Origin of the sequence: Pseudosulfitobacter pseudonitzschiae, from assembly GCF_002222635.1 — a bacterium.
Lineage (GTDB): Bacteria > Pseudomonadota > Alphaproteobacteria > Rhodobacterales > Rhodobacteraceae > Pseudosulfitobacter > Pseudosulfitobacter pseudonitzschiae_A.
The window spans coordinates 127,767-145,894 of the sequence record NZ_CP022418.1 but is presented as its reverse complement, the minus strand read 5'-3'; the positions used below and the strand labels follow the sequence as shown (position 1 = coordinate 145,894).

Below are 18,128 nucleotides of genomic sequence, written 5' to 3'. Positions count from 1 at the left end.
TCTCCTTGATAATCGGTTGAAATTTTACCAGATGAGCTCGCCGCCCAGAAAATCACGGGCCTCGGGTGTTTGGGGCGCATCGAAGAACCGGGCGGCGGGGCCGTGTTCGATCAGCCGTCCGCGATGCAGAAAGGCAACGTCCTGAGCAAGGCGCCGCGCCTGAAACAGATCGTGGCTGGTCATCACGATGGTGATACCCTCGTCACTGAACTGGCCGATCAAGTCTTCGATGGCACGGGTCGCCGAAGGGTCGAGTGCAGCAGACGGCTCGTCCAGAAACAGGACTTGTGGCCGCATTGTCCATGCACGTGCGAGCGCAAGGCGCTGCTGCTCACCGCCGGACAGTAGACGTGCGGGGCGCTCTGCAAGCGGGATCAGGCCGAAACGCGTGAGGGTTTTATGGACCATTTCCTCGCGCGCAATGCGCGCATAACCGGCCAGGGCCAGCGGATAGTTCAGGTTGGCCCGGACCGACCGGCGCAGCAGCACCGGGCGTTGCAACACCATCGTCTGCGCCGCCGGTCGCGGACCTTGCGCCTGCCATGAGATGCTGCCCGAGGTGGGTGCAATAAGCCCGTGGCAGAGACGAAGGAACAGGCTTTTCCCCGCCCCGTTTGGACCCATCACAATCAATCGCCGGCCCGCATTGACCGTGAGGTCAATCCCGTCCAATAGCCGCGTCTTGCCGACCGAATAGCTCATATCCTTGAGCCGCAGGGGAAGGATCGTGGTTGCCGATGCAATGACCTTGTCCACTTTCATCCCAATCGCCCCCGTGCCGATTGTGCTAGTCCCCATGCCGCCGCATTCAGCGACAAGGTGATCAACAACAAGATGATGCCGAGAGCCACGGCAAGGCCCAGGCTGCCACGGCTGGTTTCCAAGGTGATCGCAGTGGTCATGGTGCGCGTATGGCCCGCGATATTGCCGCCGACGATCAGGACCGCACCGACCTCGGCGCTGGCTCTGCCAAAACCTGCAAGGATGCCCGTCACAAGGCTGACCCGTCCATCCCAGAGCAAGGTCGGCACCGCCCGCAAACGGTCCGCCCCGAGCGAGCGCAGCTGTTCACGATATTCGGCCCAGAGGTCTTCGACCACGGAGCGGGTGAGCGAAATCACGATGGGTAGGATCAGGATTGTCTGGGCAATGACCATTGCCGTCGGCGTGAAAAGAAGCGCGAGGTCACCCAGCGGGCCGGACCGTGACAACATCAGGTAAACCAAAAGACCTGCCACAACTGGCGGTAGCCCCATCAGGGCATTGAAAGCCACGACAATCGCGCCGCGCCCGGGAAACTGCGCAAGCGCAAGACTGGCACCAAGCGGCAGCCCGATCAGGCAACCGATGCTGACAGCAGTCAGTGTCACTTTTAATGACAGCGCAATTGTTCCGGTCAAAGCCGGGTCGCCAGAGGCGATCAGGGCAATCGCGATGTGAAATGGGCCATCCATTGACGCAAAAATCCCTTGAGAAATCATAGACAAGTAAACAAGATGCAGTCTATTGTGCAAACACCTAAATAATGCACGGATTTGCAGTATTATGCAGAACGATCCAGAAGATGATGGTGCGCACTCTGGTGTGCCGAGCCTGATGACGACGATTGAGGTGGCTGATTACCTGCGGGTCAAGCAGCGCACGATCTATGAAATGGTTACCCGACAGACGATTCCCTTTACCCGTGCGACCGGCAAACTGCTCTTTCCACGCCGTTTGATTGATGTCTGGCTGGAGGCACAGACCGAAGCCCCTGTCGCAGGCGTTCTTCAGGCAGCGCCGATCTATGCAGGGTCAAACGACCCCTTGCTCGAATGGGCGCTCCGGCAATCGGGCGCGGGTTTGGCGGTGCTGACGCATGGCTCGACGCATGGTCTGCGCGAATTGGCTGACGGGCGCGCGATGCTCGCGGGCAGTCATCTGCTGGATGCTGCCAGCGGAGAGTATAATCTGCCCGCAGTGCGCAGCCATATGCCTGGTGGCGGTTTTGTCATGATCCATTGGGCGCGCAGGGTTCAAGGCCTGTTGATCGCACCCGGCAACCCACAGGCAATCAACTGTCTGGAGGATGTCGTCTCGCAGGGGTTGCGTTTCGCCGCCCGCACAGAGGGGGCAGGATCGCAACTGCTGCTTGATGTCTTGCTCGGCCGTATGGGCCTGACAGCGGATGCTTTGCAGTTTGCGCCCCGGCAGGCCGAAACGCATGGGGATCTGGCCACGATGATCGAAATTGGCGAGGCCGATTGCGGGATCGGTCTACAGGCGGTGACGGGACGGCTTGGTTTCGTTCCGCTGGTTGGCAATGAGAGCTTTGATCTGGTCATGCGCCGACGTGACTACTTCGAGCCCCAGGTTCAGGCGCTGCTGGCATTCGCGCGCACTGACGCTTTTGCCGCCCGGGCAGCGCATCTATCTGGGTATGATGTCACGGAGCTGGGAAAGGTCCGCTGGAACTCGTGATCCAAAGCGATCTTACCGAAGTCGCTGGATTTCTCAGGTCAGCAATCTGTTGTGGCACGATGACCCGCCCTGAGAAAGATTGTCCGACAGCCAGCCTGCCAAACTTTGCAGAGCGCGCTTCCATCACGCGACGTCGACGCATCGTGCTGTCATGACGACATGGGGGCGAACGACATGGTGTGATCGCGGTGGTCGCTCTCCGATGGCGAACGAGGTCTGATAGTATCAGACTCACCAATCAACAGCCGTGAGGAGAACGACCATGAGCCATTATGTTGGTCTCGACGTATCATTGAAAGAAGTTTCGATTTGTGTGGTGGATGCAGACGGCAAAGTCTTGAACCGTGCGTCTGTTCCAACCGAACCGGACACCATTGCCGATTATCTGGCGCAGGAAGCCCCAAACACAGAACGCGTCGTGCATGAAAGCGGGATACTGGCCACATGGCTGACACGCGAGCTTGAACGGCGCGGTGTGCCGATCACATGTATCGACGCCCGCATGGCCCACAAGGCTCTGTCTGCGCGCCTCAACAAGTCGGACAAGGCAGATGCGGAAGGTCTGGCGCAGCTGGCGCGAACCGGATGGTTCACAAAGGTGCACATCCGCAGCGAAGCCTCGGACCGGGTGCGGGCGCTGGTCGCAGCGCGTGAACGGCTGATCCGCATGCGCAAGGATATCGAGGCCCATATCCGCGGCGTCCTGAAAACCTTCGGTATCCGGATGGGACCTGTTCTACGCGCCCATCATCGCCAAGGGTTCCGCGATCAGCTCGCTGAGGCCGGTGGTTGCGATCCAATGCTGGGGCTTCTGGCGCAAACCATGATACCCATCCACAAAACGCTTTGCGCCTCGGCAGAAGCTCTGGGCGATGAACTGATGCATATTGCCAAGCAGAACACATTGGCACGTCGCCTCATGACAGTTCCAGGTGTTGGGCCGCTGGTCGCGCTCAACTTCATCGCGACAATAGATGATGCAAGCAGGTTCCGCCGATCGACCGATGTCGGCGCGTTCCTGGGCCTGACACCACGACGATACCAATCAGGTGAGATCGATAGATCGGGCCGCATCTCCAAATGCGGGGATGCCGAGATGCGCCGTTTGCTGGTCTCCGCCGCCACGTCACTGATGACGCAGGTCAGGCGGTTCTCACCCCTCAAATCCTGGGCGATCCGGCTCAGTGCACGTAAAGGCTTCAAGAAGGCGGCCGTGGCAACTGCGCGCAAAATTACCGTGATCCTACACGCCATCTGGCGTGACGGAACCGAGTTCACTTGGACAAAGGAGCCCTTAACCTGACAAACAGCATACCCGCCTGAGGACAGGGCGGGTTTGGCGTCCTCCGGGACGGAGGCAGATCGATCTCGCGTAAAGCGGTCGAGGTGGCGCAGCCGCACCAACCTCGTGAATGACATTCCAGACGATCAGCCCCGGACGCCATCATGAAGCAGCATCGCCTGACTTCGGAGAGAACCACGACCCCGGCGGACAACAAACCCAACGCCCTTGACATAACCGCGATCAGAGAACCGCTTATTCTCCCTCTACATGAGCTCTTTGCAAACGCAGCGAATGACCGGAATCCGCCGATTTTGTGGAAAAACTAACGTTTGCGATTGCAGAAATAGCTGCTCGAATTTCAGCGCAGGCACCTTTCTTCTCAGGCTTTGCGCGTTTGCTGCGGTGCAGGAAAGATCTTAGCGAGTCTGCGGAGGTTTTGGGCAGTTGCGGCGAGCAGGAATTCGTCATTTGCACCGCATGGACCATGTAATCGAAGTCGGCTCAGGCCGAGAATACGTTTGAGGTGGGCGAAGAGCATTTCGACCTTCTTCCTGAGCTTCATCGCAATCGCATATTCATCCGTTTTGGCCAGATCTCTGGCAACTTGACGGGCATCTTCGTGTTCTTCACGCGTGATCGACCTGGCGTCGGCATTGGGGCAGCACTTCGGCTTGGATGGGCAAACCTGACAGGTCAGCTTCAGCGCACGATACTTTGCGGTGCCCTTGCCCGTCGGACACCGGTTCGGATCGGAATAATTCCGGCGGAACTGCTTGAGCGCGTGCCCCTCGGGGCAGATGTATTGGTCGTTCTGCGCATCCCAGTCGAAATCCGTGCGTGTCCAGGTCCCATCGGGGCGTCCGGCCTTGTCGATCACAGGGATGTAAGGATCGATCTTGCGTTCCACGAGCCAGCCAAGCATTGGGCCTGAACCATAGGCTGTGTCGGCGATCATCCAGTCAGGGACCAAGCCGAATTTGTCTTTCACACGCGTCAGCATCGTTTTTGTCGATCCAACCTCGGCTTGCCGGATTGAGCGGGTGGGTTCCACATCCAAGATGACACCGTGATCCGTGTCGATGAGATAATTGTCGGAATAGCTAAAGAAAGCAGGGCCTTTGCGGGCTGCTGTCCACTGACTGGCGGGATCAGAATGCGAGGTAAACTTGGGCTGCACCTCGCTGGCCGTGCCAAATGCGGCCTTATCCAGCGTGTCGAGATACTCACGCACTGCGCGGGGCGCGTCAGCCGGATCGATGCGCGTCGGGTCCCAGTCTTCCTTCGGCGTGGAGTTCTGCTTGTTGGTATCAGCTTCGATCAGGCTGGCATCGATAGCCATGCGCTGGCCGCTGACCAGACCTTCGGCGATGCAACGCGCGACAGTCGTCTCAAACAGGTGGCGCAGCAGTTCGCTGTCGCGAAAGCGCCCATGCCGGTTCTTGGAAAACGTCGAGTGATCCGGGACCCGGTCGCTCAGATCGAGGCGGCAGAACCAGCGATACGCGAGGTTCAGATGCACCTCTTCGCAGAGCCGCCGCTCTGACCGGATGCCGAAACAGTATCCGACCAGAAGCATTCGGATCAGCAACTCGGGATCGACCGAGGGGCGGCCTGTGTGACTGTAGAACTCCGCCAGATAGGCGCGGATACTGCTCAAGTCGACGAACCGGTCGATGGATCGCAGCAAGTGATCCGTGGGGATGTGATCCTCGAGCGAGAACTCGTAAAACAGTGCCGGTTGCGCTTCCTGCCTCGGTCCCATCATCGCCAATCCTCCCCTCAATTACAGGAATTGAATCAGCAGTTCAGCCCTCAATCAAGAAAGAGTTTTTCAACAAAATACGCCGTTGGTGTCGATCAACGCTTTTGACCCTTGGACCTTCACGCTACCTTCAAGATGCTGCGGTCGCAGTCCGCATTGCGGTCATTCGCGGCGGAAGCAAAATCTACACACTCCTGTAACTCGGGAACGCGGACGCTACCGGCCACGATCTTGTTGCTGAGTGCGTTCACGCGCCTGTTCTGGTGTCTGAGTTGGACCTTTGTTTGCCGTGGCCAGGTTCGGCGGCGTTCGAACACGGGCCTGCTCAATGAGCTTGGATACGTCTTTCGTAGTGATCGCCCGCGCGGCGGCTTGCTGGGAAGCGCTCACATTCGGAAGTCTTTGAACATCGTACTGGCGACCTGCGCGAATGCCGTTCGCAAGCTCGTTGACAGCCAGTTCTCGAACCAATTGCCGATCTTTGTCAGGCACACCCGCAGCACGCATTTCTGCGTCGATCAGCGCAAGTGTACTGGCTGCCCCGCGTAACTGGGGACTGCTGGCCGCGTCTTTGTGTTTCAGTCGTTCTTCAAGACGATCCGAGGGTCGTTGCTGTTCTTGATGATGCTTTGCGCCGTTATTGGAACCGGGCTGCATTGTCACGGAGGGAGCCTCTTTCTTAGCTGCTGGCGGGTCTGCACTTTCGATTACAGGCTCGTCATTCTTCTGGACGGGCACCACGCGGTTGCTTTCGCGCTCTGGGGTACGCTCAATGTCTCGCGCACCCCATTCCCTTCGAAAGGTGTCTTTGTCCTTCATTACCCCTGTTTTGGCGTCTCGTTCTTTGACGGTGACTGCCTTCTGCCCATCGGCAAAAATAGTCGCCTTGTCACCTACCTTGATCTGGTTTTTTTCCAGCATGTCAGGCAGGCCAACGCCCCAGAGCTTATGAGCACGACCATCCGCCAGTTCTAAAGCCACATACGGGGTTGCTGATGCCCCTTCGCGATCACGATAAGGGGCAGCGCCGATGTCAGTAATTTTGCCTTCAAGCCCGTCTTTGTAATTGATCATTGGAACAACGTTGGACTGGCCTTTAGCCTGGTTCTCAGGTTGTCCCGCTGCATCAGCCTGACGACCACTCTTGCCCCGATCTTGGTCAATACGTTCAATGACCCGTTCACCAATCAATTCAGTTCGGCGCTCGGCTTCCGCCCGATCTTTGTCGTTCGGCCTATAGCCCTTAACTTCGATGCCCTGCGCCGTGCCTTCAATCCACATTTCCCGGCGAAAATCTGTCGGTCCTTTCACCTTCATGGATGACCAGCCGCGATGCGCCGCCAGCTCGATCATGTCCATTGCCGTGCTACGATCTGTATTTTTGGTGTGGAGACTGTCACCACGATCTGAAATTGCTGGGCGCTTGTCGTCGTAAGAACGAAACATTTCCTGACGGTTGCTTTCGCGCGTCAGAATAAACCGCTCTTCAAAACTCATCGGGATTGCAAACCGTTCATCCTGCGATTTTTCAGGTTGCGGCTTTTCTGGCTCTGCCGATCCTTCAGGAGCAGTGTCGAGAGCGGGCGTCATTACAGGCTGGGCCTCTTTGGGCGGCTCTTTTCCCTCATCCTTGCGGCCTTGTTGGGGTTGCTGCCTCTCAGGCTCTTTCAGCTCGATAGGCGTATCATCCAGGGCAGGGGCACTTTCCGTATGGGCTTTCTCTGCGATCCGGTCATGATAGGCCGTCCAAAACTGTACATCGATTTCACGAGGTTTGTCAGCTTGGACCGCTTCCAGCGTTGGCACCTGCTTGTAATACGCATCGCCACTGCGACCACTATTTGCCAAAGTACGAGCGCCCTTATCATCCGATTCAATGACTCGGGGAGCAAGTTTCGCATCAGCATCCGCGAAGGCTTTCCCAGCTTCGACCGCAGTTGCATAGCTGTTCTTGTCGTCAGAATGTCCATACGACAGTTCGAAGTTGTGATTTATCTGGTTCTGTGTGTCAGCCATGACTACCTCTCAATCTATGCAATAGCGGGGTGGGGAAGATCGACGCCAAGAGACGTAAGCAGTTCTTTGGCACCGTCCTGCGAAGTGAGTTTTCCTGATTTTTTGAGCGCAGCGAGCTTTTCACGGGCGCTGGAATGATCGAGCTTCAAACGCTCGGGCATAATGCCACCCGGGTTTGTAATTTCTTCGGTGGTCATTTCGACGCTTGCAGGTTGTCCGTTTGCCACGTTCTCGTCGCGGTACTCAGCCAGGGCAGTGATCCGAGCCAACTCTTCCCTCAAAGCGGCCAGCTCTTCGCGCGTCTCGACCTGTTCTTTCCGCAGTTCGAGGTTTTCCGCTTCGACCTTTGCAACCTTACCGTCCAATGCGCCCGGGGAGATTGATGGAATTTCCGGCGGGGCGATTTTCGACCGTTCCAAAAACACCTCTTCAGCATAGTACCGTAGCTTGTTCGCCATCACGGGCGGTTGCCCGGCGATGATGACAAGTGCTTTGGACTGATCCATAGCCAGCAGTTCTTGAGGCATCATCAGAGAGCGTTTTTGCTCACTGGTGCTGACGGTCGTACCTTTGCTGTTGGCGAGGTGTTTTGATCGGGACTCACTCTTGCTTTCCATCGCCAACGTACCAAACCGCTCGGACAGGTTGCGCGCCTCTTTCAAACTCTTCGGAGTGAAGACGACCTCAACCCCCGCGTTATCCATGTAGGCGGCCGCACCATCCGCTCCGTAAATGTCCGAGAGTTGGGCGGGCGTCTGGATGATTGTCAGCACCTTCAAGCCATACCCGGCAAAGTAGCCGATACCACGCTTGAAGGACGGCAGTTCACCCACAGCGGCAAACTCGTCCATGCAAAGCAGAACCTTGTGCTTTAGCTCTGGGTTGTTCTCGGGCAGCTCTTGCATGTTGGCATCAACGCATGACTGAAAGAACAGGTTGAGCAACGGGCCGAGGCGTCCGAGGTTGTTGGGCGTGATGCCGACATAGATTGACATACTCCGCTTCCGAAGGTCTGCAAAATCGAAATCTGATGCAGAAGTCGCACGGTCAAGCAAGGGGTTGGCAAACAGTCCCAGGTTGGCCGTAATCGTGGACTTGACGCTTTCAAAGGTGTTTTCCGACTTAGAAATAAAATCAGTAAGCGCAGCCTCAGTTTGCCACGAGAGCGGGTGACCATCATCTTTGCGTTTCTTAATACGGTCTTTGAAGGTCTTAACAACATCACCACTAAGTGTGAGCTGCCGGAAAATCTCGCCCAGGGTAAACGGCAAACGCGGGGTCTCAGCCAGATAGCCGCCGACACCGACAAAGGCGGTTTGTGCCGCTCGGTCAAAGAAGGGGTCTTTCGATTGCACCGGAATGAACAGGTCGGCCAATCGCTGCAAATCTTCAATCTGAAAATCACCGCCCCGACGTACCGTTGAAAGCGGGTTCCAGCGGTGTGTTCTGCCATTCGGTTCCAGCGGATCGAACAGATAAACGTCCTGCCCACCGCTTTGACGAAAGCCCGCCGTCAACGTCCAGTTTTCTTTTTTAATGTCGAGGACAACCGCAGAACCGGGCCAATTCAACAGGTTTGGCACGACGACGGCAACACCTTTACCGGAGCGCGTGGGCGCATAAATGAACATGTGTTCTGGCCCGCCATAGGTAAGCAGATTCCTGGGTGTCAAGTGGCCTGTAGAAGCGATTTTGACGGCCCCGCCGTCCTCAACGTGCCGTCCCATCTTATCTACCGGCTTACCGTAGTTCCGAGAGGGCAGGGGGCCAGTGAACCCGGCTATCAGCCCGCTTTTCGACCGCAGCGCCGCAGCCTTTATGTCCCGATTTTCGGCAAAGCGCGCTTTGCCGTGCAGGTCTTGCTTAGGCTTGTTCATCAGAAAGGCGATGATCATGCCCAGAGCTGGCACCGCCCCTGCGTAACTTGCGATTTTAACCCAACGGCCTGTCTCCCCATCAAACCCACGGGCTATTACCAGTTTCGGGTAAAGGGCCATGCTCGCAACCGGATCGTATGTAAGACCCAATCCACGACTGAGGACGTATCCAGAAATTATCAGGAATCCGATTGCGGCGACAATGGTACAGGCCCCTAGAAATGTGCCTTTCGCGGCTGGCGATAGTTCAGGCCACTTCTCAAGTATCACGATTTGGCTCCTTCGAATTTGCGGGTTGGGTCGAAGAAAATTTCAGTGATGCGGAACCGGCCATCTCTGCGCTTGACCTGCACAACCACATCAACCATCTGCAACAGCATTTCCTTAATCTCTGAGCGTTTCAGATCACGTCCGGCCTCACTTTCTTTGACCAGCAAAGCGAGCTGTTCAAAGGCCAGCATGGCGGAATTTGCGTGAATGGTTGTGATCGAGCCCGAGTGCCCGGTGTTAACATTCCGCAGGTAATAGAACGCTTCGGCGTCTCGCAGCTCTTGAAGGAAAATCCGATCAGGACGCATCCGTAACGAGCTTTCGAGAAGCTGACGAACTGATAGCTTGGCCTGACCCTGGCCATCCTTAGAGTAAATAAGGCGCACGTTGTTAGGCTGGGGTATGACCAGCTCAACAGTGTCCTCAATTGTCAGGATGCGCTCATTGTCCGGTATCTCCGGGATCAGTGCCTTTGAGAAAGTGGTTTTACCTGATCCGGTTGAACCAGATACCAGAATGTTCTTTTTGTTCCGAACAGCGTATTTCAGGAACGCTTTCCACGACTTCTTGGAATGAAGATCGAGCAGCGTTTTGTCCACGTCCGACAACGAGCCTATTTCAGTAAAAATGTCGTCAAACATTCCCGACTGCTCATAATCTTCAAGTGTGAATGTGCGCTCTGCCGGTTTTCGGATCGTGATACTGACAGTGTCTTGTGGAACTGCCGGAGGTATCACAATCTGGATACGTTCGCCGCCCGGCAAACTACCCGACAAAATGGGGTGCGTCGGGTCGATTGACTGCTTGGTGAAAGTGGCGGCTGTTGTAGCCAGGCTGCTCAGATGCGCGAATGTGAGCGCGTCGATATACTCAATCTTCCAGCCGTCATAAGTTTCAACGAAAAGCTCTTTGGGCCGGTTTATACAAAGTTCGATAACATCAGGCTGGTCTAGGTAGTCTTGGAGCGGGGCCAAGAAGGAAGCAAGCCCCGCAGGGGCTAGCCGAGGCATGTTTCCATCGTGCATGTTCCGTTATCTCGTTTTCAGTCGGTAGACGTTTGAGAAATCCAGATCACGCGCCACCATCACGGCGACCTTTTCACCCTGGTTCTTACGCAAAACGATTGGGACATTGATCGTGCTTTGAAATTCCGTTTGCGCAAGGCTGCTTACGCCATCGGTCGTATTTTCAATCTTGTCGGCGTTGCTCTGGCTGGTAACAAAACCGGCAAGAACATCGTCGATGATGGACAGCATGATTGTGCCGCCAAAACGGGTCCAGAACTGTGTATCAATGGCGCCGTTGAAGCCAGCTCGGCCGAGACCATCCGTTCCGGCCGAGTCGAGCGTTACAACAACACCATTTGGCGTTTCTGCACGCGTCCAGATCACAAAGAGGCGCTTTGTGCCGCGTTGCAGCCCTCCACGGTACTGACCAACGATGCGGGTTCCCTTTTCCAAAAGGGTTACGGTGCCGGTGGTCGAATATATGTCGTCATTCACGGTGCAGCGGACCATTCCCGGCTGAGACGAGTCCATAGCCGTATCAAGTGAACACGGAATGAGTGTGCCCTGCGTGATGGTCAGGTGAGGATTTGCCAAAACCGTAGCCGGCGAACCCTCAAGTTTGGTTGCCTGCAAATCCGCCGCCAGGCCAGAGTTTCCCTGACCTTGCCCACTATCGGTTGAACCAAACAGCCCGGCGCCATCAGCCCCTGTTGCCGCGGCTTGCGGTGACGAGGTGCGAGCGCCTTCAAACGCCATCAGCGGAGCGCGCTTTGAGCTTTCAAACAACAATTCAGCTTCGGTTGGTTCGGTTGGCAATCCCGTTTGCTCGATCCTGATCCGCTCGATTGGCCCGACAGGCTGTTCTTCAGCCGGTGCTGCTGCTGGTGTAGCCGGTACGGGCTGTGGCTCTGCAATATCGGCAGGTTGAAACTGACTGCCCGATTTGATGCGGCGTGTACTTTCAAGAACCTCTTCTGCTGGCGGTTCTTCATGAGTTGGCCATTGCAGGAACGCGAGAAAACCAAGAAATGCTATACCAGCCGCGACACCGAGTTTTTTACCTACCTCTGATCCGCCCGCTTTGCCTTTGCTTTCAGCGATAGCGGTAATACCGCGCTCGCCGTCCAAAGTTTGCCCATCGGTGGGGCTGTCTTGCTCGACTGCCATTAGTTGCTCCCTCCAATGACTTCGCGTTCTACGTGGTGACTGGTTGTGCTGGTGCTGATTGACGTGTGGCCTTTGCCGATGCCCATGTTGTAGATCGCCGTGACCTCGCGCCCGAGGCGCAGACGAATTTCATGGACAACGTCATGCACGATGACCTCATTCCGGCGGACAGTCGTGTTCACTAACCGCTCTTCTCCATCGGTTCCCACCATGTAGACAGACGGCAAACGGTTGCTGCGTTTGAACGTCAGAACCGTCATATCGCCATTGTCAAAAATTTTGGCCGGTTGCAGGTTTCGCGAGCCCGCCGCCAGGAACTGCCAGTTTTTTGTTCCAGAATGTGCGACGGATGCCGACAAACGAGACCGCGCGGCTTGTTCCTGTGCGGCTTGACGTTGTGCAGCTCTTTCAGTTCGACGGGCATCCGCTTTATCGCGCGGGTAGCGAAACCTGATCTGAAAATACACATCGCGGTTATTCGCCAAAATCTCTCCTTCGCGCGTGATCAGTTCGAAAGAATAGGTCCGGGTCGTACCATCTGCGCGTACAGTGGCAACTTGCACGTTTGAAGGGGGATGCGGTTCACGGGGTTTCAGATACAGGATGTTGTTTCGCGGTTTGAACTCCCAAGCGACATTGTCGCCAGCGGCCACGTCCAAGATTTCCTCTGACTGGTCGAACACGATTTGAACCGTTGTACGAACCGTACCGATGACGCGCACCACGTCCCATTCATTGTAGTTCACGGACCGCACCCGACTATCCGAGCTGCTGGGGCTTGGAATGTCCAATGCGAGGGCTGGGGTTGCCGTCAAAAGAGCGGCGGTAAAGATTGCGGCTATGCGTATCATTGCACGACCTCCGGGTCTGTTCGGTAGTCTGGGACGACGAAGCCGAGCGGGTTAATCAATCGGTCTTGCGAGCTTATTTCTGCTGCACCGTCGAACTCGTAGTTGAGGGTGGCGACCCACTGACTACGCCGCTCCAAGTCCTCATCCTCGTTCTTTGTGACCAGGTAGTAACGGACCTGCGCCAACCCATCGTCTAGAAAAGAGACAGAGCGGATTTGGACTTCGGCCTTAGTTTTTCTGCCATAGATATACTGCGGGCTGTCAGGATTTGAGGCGTTGTAGTGCGCCGCAAACTCCGCCTGTTCATCCGGGCCGGACATGAGCATCACATGATTGAAGATCACGTTGCGGGCGGCATAGGAATAGCCTTCGCGTGTGCGGACATAGAGGGCCAGGAAATACTTCGCGACTGCCTCTTCATAGGCTTCCTGACCATCGGTCAGAGCAGTCATTACTTCTGGGACGCCGGTAGCCTGATCTACTCGGATCACGAACGGCTCGACCGACTTCAACGGGGCCAAAGCCGCCACAGCAAAAACGCCGGCACATGCGATCAGCCCCGAGATACCAGCTACCGCCCAAGCCAGCCGTTGAGAACGCTGCGCTGCAAGCAGTTTGTCTTGGTCAAAGGATCGAGCTTCCTCAAAGTATTGCTTAAGCTCTTTCTCATTCTGGATCATTGCTTGCCCCATTTCCGTTGACGCCAATCTCGGCCTGCTTGCGTTGCAGTGCCTCTTGGTAGTCCCATTGCGTCGGGTTCAGCGGGCGCACCACTGATCCACGAACATCGGGCAAGGGCGTATTGGTTGCGCATCCCGCTACACCGAGCAGGGCGACTAAGATAATTTTTTTCATTGGTTTACCTTGATGTACGAGTTGCAGCGCTGGATATGTCCGGCGCTATGTTCTTGTTGCGCTTCCGCCCGTGCCGCCGCGTGTCGGAATGCCCAGATTGCGTTCAACCGAGCGTTGAAGCATTCCGGTCGACGCCTGCGCGCCAGCCGACAGGCCGGAGGCGATGGACGGAATGAGGAAGAAGAAAATGATCGAGCATAGCAGGCCGCTGACGTAAGCCCCCCATGCGACTCCAATATCCAGCACTGACGTCTGCGTGTAGATGTTGCCCAGAAGCGAAACGATCAGAACCGTCAGGACAATCACGAGCAATTTGACCAGCGCGAAATTGAGGATTTGGCCGAGCCATGCAAAGAACCAACCGCGTGTGGCGTCGAACAGTGCAAAGCAAATGAACAGCGGGCCAATCCCGGCCATGATCGAGAGGGCGAACGTGGTCAACAGGCTGACCACAAAAGCGATTGCGGCGAAGATGAATGCCGTGACCAGGACAACAATCGCAATGATGCCGCCGACGATTACGCCGGTCCAGCTTTCGCTCGCATATTGTTCCTGAACTTTGTCCGCGAACTCATGTGCCTGAACCATAACGGAATCACCCGGCATGGTTCCTGAGCCGCCAGTTAGCGCATTAATGAACTCTGAAATGCCATTGTTGATCGTGGAGCCAACCCAGCTCGTGTACTCACCAGCGGAAGAAACGAGAGACCAAATAATAGCCAGTTTGATACCACGCACGGCAAAATCCAAGACGGGTTCCTGGATCGAGCCGCGTATGATCGCGATGCCGTACAGGATGATATACAGCATCATAGCAGCCGTAAGAGGTGGGGTCAGAGCCGACGACATGTTTCCAGCAATAGCATCGGTTTGCGAAGTCAAATTGCTGATGAAATCATCATAAAGACCCTGCCACATCGCCTTACTTAGCTCCCGTCGCCGTATAGAGATTTCACTGCATCTTGTTGGCGCTTCTGGTTTTCGTCACGGGCGGCAGACTGCGTTGCCGCACTCGCGTTCAAGCAATTCGCATCAGTCAGCGCATCGTCCATGACTTCGCACTTTTCCATCATTTCCGCGCGAGCTTCTGGGTTATCCAAAAAGTATTGAACGGTATGATTTGGTTCTTCCTCTTCGAAGCATCCCGCGAGCAGCAGGCCGAGAGGAAGGAGGCCAAGGACGCGGAGGTTCATTTTCATTGGTTGTATAGCTCCTGTGCTGCGTTCATGGTCGCTGCGCGGTTCTGAGCTGCAATTTCCCGGTTGCGTTGTTCTTCAACTTTGGCCTGCGCCTCTTGCAGCATTGCCAGCCCTTGAATGCGGTTTGTGTCGTTTTGCAGCATGGCAGATTCGACCTGCATGCGAGCTGTGAGCGCGTCGATTTCCTTCTGTGTGGATGCGCCACCAATCGCCTGACGCAAGTGCTCCAAGCCCGCTAGGCGGTCGTCAGCGGCTTGAACGATGCGATCCCCGATCGCAGCATCTCGAGCCGATTGCGCACCGATCCGGTCCAGCTCTTGCCGATAGAAATCCTCGGCTGACACGTCAGAGGGCGAAACCTTGGTGTGATCCAAAAAGCCTTGCGCGGTGCTGGACAGATCGCCAAGCGCATCAAGGTTTACATCAAACGAGCTCGCAATCTGCATGGCCTCTGGCCCGAGCAATTCGCGTACCTGCGGATCATTCAGGACTTCGGCAATATCAGCCATGTCGGTAAGGCCGTTTACAGCATCATAGAGCCGCTTCGCCTCTTCCAGTTCCTTGACCATCTGGGCTATTTCTTGGGTAAATTCCTGCTTGGCGTTGGCAATGGCGGTGGCATCAATAACCGGAACACCAGCAAAAGCGGACTGTGTGAGGACCATGGCGGAGAGCAGTAGAGCAGCCTTGAGTTTCATGACAATTCCTTTCGTTTGATGTGGAAAATGGGGAGCCACTGAGACGGATCAGGGTATTGCGCCCTGATGGTGTTCATCAGATTAGTTTCTTCTGTGCGCCCGGACAGGACGGCAAGGGCGTCGTCCTGTCCGCGCAGATCGAGTTCGCACACAACCGAATTGCCGCCTTGTTTGATCAAGAATTGACCAATGGACAGTTCGTTGCGGACAATCTGGTATTCGCGCTGTGTGAGGCCAAGTTCCTGCCTCAACTCGGTTTCATTGGCCTTCTCATTGGCAAAGAAAATCTGGCTGGCGCATTGCTCGATAACGGTTCTCGCGATTGGACTGTTCACCACGTCAGAGGTTGACTGAGTGCCAGCAATCACGATGCCATTTTGCTTTCGGATAACCTTGAGTTTGTCTTTGACAAAATCAACAAAGAAGTCGTCAGCCAGGGCTTTCCAGAACTCGTCAATGACAATGGCAATGCGCTGACCGTTGATGAGCTGTTCGACCCGGTGCATGAGGTACATCATCATCGGATTGCGAATAGTCGGATCATCCAAGAACGATGTAATGTCGAAACCGATCAGCTCGTCATCAAACCCGATTTCATCTTGGTCATTGTCGAACACCCAGGACAAACGACCATCATCCGCCCACCTGTCCAGCCGATTGCCAATGTCATCAGCGCCACCGGACCTGAAGCCGACCAGTTCCCGAAGAACGGAAACTGACCGCTGTTCCTGCGGCACGTTCCCGAGATCTGAAATAGCCGCCTCAATCCGAGCATTGTCCCCAGCTATAAACGGGTGGTTCGGGTCTGCGAGCATAGCTTTCGTCAGTGCCACCAGGAACGCTTGGTTGGCGGGGGTCAGGTCCAGGGCTTTGAACGGGGCACAGCCTGTACGTTCGCCAGTGTGCAAAGCAAGATACGTGCCCCCAGCTGCTCGCATAAAGATTTCACCGCCGCGATCCTTGTCGAACAGAACCCGCTTTACCTTGAGCTTTTCAAGCTGAGACAGCGCGTAGTTGATGACAACGGTTTTACCCGATCCAGACGGGCCGTAGATCGCTGTGTGGCCCAGATCGCCGACATGGAAATTCAGGTAGAACGAACTGTCAGCACTGGTTTTCAGCTTGGCTACTGCCTTGCCCCAATGGTTCCCGTCGCGGTGCCCCGTGGGGTAGTTGTGAAGCGGGGAGAAGGACGCAAAGTTGCGGCTGGTCATAGGCGCAGGACGCAGGCGCTTTGAATGATTGCCGGGGAGCTGTGCCCAAAACGCGCTTTCGATGCCCAGATCTTCGCGTGCTACAATCGCGCCAGAATTCGCAAGGAGATTGCTTGCATCAGACACGTTTTCACGGAGCGCTTTCAGGCTATCGCTGAATACCAGCAGGGACATGTTATGTTCGCCCATGACGTAGTTGCCGGACATAAGCTCATCGCGCGCATCCCTCAGCTCGTCGGCTTGTGAAACTGCATCGTCGCCTGCATTCCGCATCCGGCCTTCCTTGAGTTTCATGCTCTTGATGGCTTCGGAACGTGCTATGCACCGGAACGACTGCGACAAGACAAACCGAAACGGGGCAGTCAAAAGGTCGCTCAACATCGTGGGACGTGTAACAGAGGGATACTCATTGACGCCAAACATGGCGCCAAAAGTGGAGTCCGCTGAATGACGGATTTCCAGCGCTTCGCGACCAAAAATCACCCGATCCGTATAAATGGCCGAGCCGATTGCGCCATGCACAAGCGGCAACAACTGATAACGCCCATTGATGAGCTGGCGTAATACGCTCATAGGCTCTGAGCAGGTAAATCCTAGTTTGCTCTTCACAAGACCAAGACGCTGAACCCCGTAACGAGCAAGGTTTTTGGCAAGAACAGAAGTTCTATCTTCGAGCTGTTCAAGCAGGTCCTGATCAGCTTCGATTTGGCTCTTTCGGGCGCGCCTTACGCCAGTCGCCAATCGTGATGCGGCCATGCCGCGCGGCTGCATATAGATGGTGACGTAAATATCATTGCGGTACAGGCATTTTCCTTGAACTTGCTTGCGATAGGTATTGTCGAGCCAACAACCAAATTCAGACGTAAACTCACCGTCTGGATAGCTTTGGTCTTCGCTGCGGATGATGTGCGTGTAGATCATCACATTGTCATCCGCGATGTTGCGGATGTGATGGTTCAAACCGTCATGAAGCGAATTGATGCCGCTCGTATCCGCGGTGCGGAACGAAGTACCGTCAATTTTGAGCATTTGGAATGCACCGCGGTTTGTCGTGACGATGGTATGTTCATCCGCATGACGAACGAACGGTAAATATTCCGTGGCCATCATTTCCCGTTTCAATAGGCGGCTGAAAAAACTCATCAGTCAACTTCCTCAATCTTGTATGTTCTTTGGACCCGGAGGGGAGAAGGCGAAGAACCGCCCCAGTGGGGGCGGTTTCGACATTTCGCGCCTGTATCGAAGAATCTGAAAAGCACGCGGAATGCGTTCTGATCACGCTTTACGATGAAGTGTGAGATCACAAGGAGAGGACCGGCGAGGATCAGGTAGAAGATAGAATCCCCTATGATCATGGCGAGTCCGCCAACGAAAACCGAGATGAACGCAGCTTCAAGCGGTACTCCGTAAATCGTAGCCGGACGGGTCAGTGCCAAGTACAGTTTGTCGTGGTTCAACCGTTCCTCC

At 55.6% G+C, this 18,128-nt stretch carries 18 protein-coding genes; 3 read left to right on the top strand and 15 right to left on the bottom strand.

Features of this window, described 5'->3' with window-relative positions; translation table 11 throughout:
• Positions 1 to 24: 24 nt before the first annotated feature.
• Together SULPSESMR1_RS21565 and SULPSESMR1_RS21560 are read right to left on the bottom strand one after the other, a co-directional pair.
• Positions 25 to 798, bottom strand: coding sequence for an ATP-binding cassette domain-containing protein (locus SULPSESMR1_RS21565; RefSeq protein ID WP_198362916.1), 774 nt, complete (start codon positions 796 to 798; stop codon positions 25 to 27).
• Positions 759 to 1,454: an ABC transporter permease gene (locus SULPSESMR1_RS21560; RefSeq protein ID WP_089423249.1), complete on the bottom strand. Its 696-nt coding sequence runs from the start codon at positions 1,452 to 1,454 to the stop codon at positions 759 to 761. Before SULPSESMR1_RS21560 ends, SULPSESMR1_RS21565 begins: the two co-directional genes overlap by 40 nt.
• Positions 1,455 to 1,545: 91 nt before the next feature.
• Here SULPSESMR1_RS21560 and SULPSESMR1_RS21555 point away from each other — a divergent pair, with 91 nt between their 5' ends.
• Together SULPSESMR1_RS21555 and SULPSESMR1_RS21550 are read left to right on the top strand one after the other, a co-directional pair.
• Complete coding sequence (locus SULPSESMR1_RS21555) at positions 1,546 to 2,460, top strand: helix-turn-helix transcriptional regulator (protein WP_089423123.1); 915 nt, start codon at positions 1,546 to 1,548, stop codon at positions 2,458 to 2,460.
• 262 nt (positions 2,461 to 2,722) lie between these two features.
• The gene (locus SULPSESMR1_RS21550) at positions 2,723 to 3,763 is read left to right on the top strand and encodes an IS110 family transposase (protein ID WP_089423122.1); all 1,041 of its coding nucleotides are present in this window, start codon (positions 2,723 to 2,725) and stop codon (positions 3,761 to 3,763) included.
• A 361-nt stretch (positions 3,764 to 4,124) separates the two neighbouring features.
• Here the strand turns inward: SULPSESMR1_RS21550 and SULPSESMR1_RS21545 are convergent, their stop codons facing one another.
• Complete coding sequence (locus SULPSESMR1_RS21545) at positions 4,125 to 5,477, bottom strand: IS1182 family transposase (RefSeq protein ID WP_240311373.1); 1,353 nt, start codon at positions 5,475 to 5,477, stop codon at positions 4,125 to 4,127.
• Here SULPSESMR1_RS21545 and SULPSESMR1_RS25620 point away from each other — a divergent pair.
• A complete protein-coding gene (locus tag SULPSESMR1_RS25620) occupies positions 5,361 to 5,615 on the top strand; it encodes a hypothetical protein (protein ID WP_240311374.1) in 255 nt (84 codons plus the stop codon). The two genes, SULPSESMR1_RS21545 and SULPSESMR1_RS25620, sit on opposite strands and share 117 nt — an antisense overlap.
• A gap of 108 nt (positions 5,616 to 5,723) precedes the next feature.
• Here the strand turns inward: SULPSESMR1_RS25620 and SULPSESMR1_RS21540 are convergent, their stop codons facing one another.
• The 12 genes from SULPSESMR1_RS21540 to SULPSESMR1_RS21485 all read right to left on the bottom strand — a co-directional run bounded on the left by SULPSESMR1_RS21540 (position 5,724) and on the right by SULPSESMR1_RS21485 (position 18,118).
• Positions 5,724 to 7,523 carry an LPD7 domain-containing protein gene (locus SULPSESMR1_RS21540; protein ID WP_089423120.1) on the bottom strand — a complete coding sequence of 600 codons (1,800 nt, stop codon included), beginning with the start codon at positions 7,521 to 7,523 and terminating at the stop codon, positions 5,724 to 5,726.
• A gap of 14 nt (positions 7,524 to 7,537) precedes the next feature.
• On the bottom strand, positions 7,538 to 9,520 hold the full coding sequence (locus tag SULPSESMR1_RS21535) for a type IV secretory system conjugative DNA transfer family protein (protein ID WP_089423119.1): 1,983 nt from the start codon (positions 9,518 to 9,520) through the stop codon (positions 7,538 to 7,540).
• 146 nt (positions 9,521 to 9,666) lie between these two features.
• Positions 9,667 to 10,695: a P-type DNA transfer ATPase VirB11 gene (gene virB11, locus SULPSESMR1_RS21530; protein WP_089423118.1), complete on the bottom strand. Its 1,029-nt coding sequence runs from the start codon at positions 10,693 to 10,695 to the stop codon at positions 9,667 to 9,669.
• A gap of 6 nt (positions 10,696 to 10,701) precedes the next feature.
• The gene (virB10, locus tag SULPSESMR1_RS21525) at positions 10,702 to 11,844 is read right to left on the bottom strand and encodes a type IV secretion system protein VirB10 (protein WP_089423117.1); all 1,143 of its coding nucleotides are present in this window, start codon (positions 11,842 to 11,844) and stop codon (positions 10,702 to 10,704) included.
• The gene (locus SULPSESMR1_RS21520; RefSeq protein ID WP_089423116.1) at positions 11,844 to 12,695 is read right to left on the bottom strand and encodes a TrbG/VirB9 family P-type conjugative transfer protein; all 852 of its coding nucleotides are present in this window, start codon (positions 12,693 to 12,695) and stop codon (positions 11,844 to 11,846) included. The genes virB10 and SULPSESMR1_RS21520 overlap by 1 nt, the downstream gene beginning before the upstream one ends.
• The gene (locus SULPSESMR1_RS21515; RefSeq protein WP_089423115.1) at positions 12,692 to 13,375 is read right to left on the bottom strand and encodes a virB8 family protein; all 684 of its coding nucleotides are present in this window, start codon (positions 13,373 to 13,375) and stop codon (positions 12,692 to 12,694) included. Before SULPSESMR1_RS21515 ends, SULPSESMR1_RS21520 begins: the two co-directional genes overlap by 4 nt.
• Positions 13,362 to 13,550 (bottom strand): hypothetical protein, encoded by a 189-nt coding sequence (locus SULPSESMR1_RS21510; protein ID WP_089423114.1) that lies wholly within the window; start codon positions 13,548 to 13,550, stop codon positions 13,362 to 13,364. The genes SULPSESMR1_RS21515 and SULPSESMR1_RS21510 overlap by 14 nt, the downstream gene beginning before the upstream one ends.
• Before the next feature lie 45 nt (positions 13,551 to 13,595).
• Positions 13,596 to 14,468 carry a type IV secretion system protein gene (locus tag SULPSESMR1_RS21505; RefSeq protein WP_089423113.1) on the bottom strand — a complete coding sequence of 291 codons (873 nt, stop codon included), beginning with the start codon at positions 14,466 to 14,468 and terminating at the stop codon, positions 13,596 to 13,598.
• An 8-nt stretch (positions 14,469 to 14,476) separates the two neighbouring features.
• Positions 14,477 to 14,749 carry an EexN family lipoprotein gene (locus SULPSESMR1_RS21500; protein ID WP_114284581.1) on the bottom strand — a complete coding sequence of 91 codons (273 nt, stop codon included), beginning with the start codon at positions 14,747 to 14,749 and terminating at the stop codon, positions 14,477 to 14,479.
• Positions 14,746 to 15,447 (bottom strand): type IV secretion system protein, encoded by a 702-nt coding sequence (locus SULPSESMR1_RS21495; RefSeq protein ID WP_089423111.1) that lies wholly within the window; start codon positions 15,445 to 15,447, stop codon positions 14,746 to 14,748. Before SULPSESMR1_RS21495 ends, SULPSESMR1_RS21500 begins: the two co-directional genes overlap by 4 nt.
• Entirely contained in the window at positions 15,444 to 17,804 is a 2,361-nt protein-coding gene (locus SULPSESMR1_RS21490; RefSeq protein ID WP_089423110.1) for a VirB4 family type IV secretion/conjugal transfer ATPase, read from the bottom strand. The genes SULPSESMR1_RS21495 and SULPSESMR1_RS21490 overlap by 4 nt, the downstream gene beginning before the upstream one ends.
• On the bottom strand, positions 17,804 to 18,118 hold the full coding sequence (locus SULPSESMR1_RS21485; protein ID WP_240311361.1) for a type IV secretion system protein VirB3: 315 nt from the start codon (positions 18,116 to 18,118) through the stop codon (positions 17,804 to 17,806). Before SULPSESMR1_RS21485 ends, SULPSESMR1_RS21490 begins: the two co-directional genes overlap by 1 nt.
• Positions 18,119 to 18,128 lie beyond the last annotated feature (10 nt).

Bases quoted from the DNA above. Each gene is read 5' to 3' on its own strand.
- SULPSESMR1_RS21560 (WP_089423249.1), bottom strand. From the start codon at position 1,454: ATGGATGGCCCATTTCACATCGCGATTGCCCTGATCGCCTCTGGCGAC.
- SULPSESMR1_RS21550 (WP_089423122.1), top strand. From the start codon at position 2,723: ATGAGCCATTATGTTGGTCTCGACGTATCATTGAAAGAAGTTTCGATT.
- SULPSESMR1_RS21505 (WP_089423113.1), bottom strand. From the start codon at position 14,468: ATGTGGCAGGGTCTTTATGATGATTTCATCAGCAATTTGACTTCGCAA.
- SULPSESMR1_RS21535 (WP_089423119.1), bottom strand. From the start codon at position 9,520: ATGGCCCTTTACCCGAAACTGGTAATAGCCCGTGGGTTTGATGGGGAG.
- SULPSESMR1_RS21555 (WP_089423123.1), top strand. From the start codon at position 1,546: ATGCAGAACGATCCAGAAGATGATGGTGCGCACTCTGGTGTGCCGAGC.
- SULPSESMR1_RS21540 (WP_089423120.1), bottom strand. From the start codon at position 7,523: ATGGCTGACACACAGAACCAGATAAATCACAACTTCGAACTGTCGTAT.
- SULPSESMR1_RS21490 (WP_089423110.1), bottom strand. From the start codon at position 17,804: ATGAGTTTTTTCAGCCGCCTATTGAAACGGGAAATGATGGCCACGGAA.
- virB11 (WP_089423118.1), bottom strand. From the start codon at position 10,695: ATGCACGATGGAAACATGCCTCGGCTAGCCCCTGCGGGGCTTGCTTCC.
- SULPSESMR1_RS21515 (WP_089423115.1), bottom strand. From the start codon at position 13,375: ATGATCCAGAATGAGAAAGAGCTTAAGCAATACTTTGAGGAAGCTCGA.
- SULPSESMR1_RS21565 (WP_198362916.1), bottom strand. From the start codon at position 798: ATGGGGACTAGCACAATCGGCACGGGGGCGATTGGGATGAAAGTGGAC.
- virB10 (WP_089423117.1), bottom strand. From the start codon at position 11,844: ATGGCAGTCGAGCAAGACAGCCCCACCGATGGGCAAACTTTGGACGGC.
- SULPSESMR1_RS21500 (WP_114284581.1), bottom strand. From the start codon at position 14,749: ATGAAAATGAACCTCCGCGTCCTTGGCCTCCTTCCTCTCGGCCTGCTG.
- SULPSESMR1_RS21510 (WP_089423114.1), bottom strand. From the start codon at position 13,550: ATGAAAAAAATTATCTTAGTCGCCCTGCTCGGTGTAGCGGGATGCGCA.
- SULPSESMR1_RS21495 (WP_089423111.1), bottom strand. From the start codon at position 15,447: ATGAAACTCAAGGCTGCTCTACTGCTCTCCGCCATGGTCCTCACACAG.
- SULPSESMR1_RS21520 (WP_089423116.1), bottom strand. From the start codon at position 12,695: ATGATACGCATAGCCGCAATCTTTACCGCCGCTCTTTTGACGGCAACC.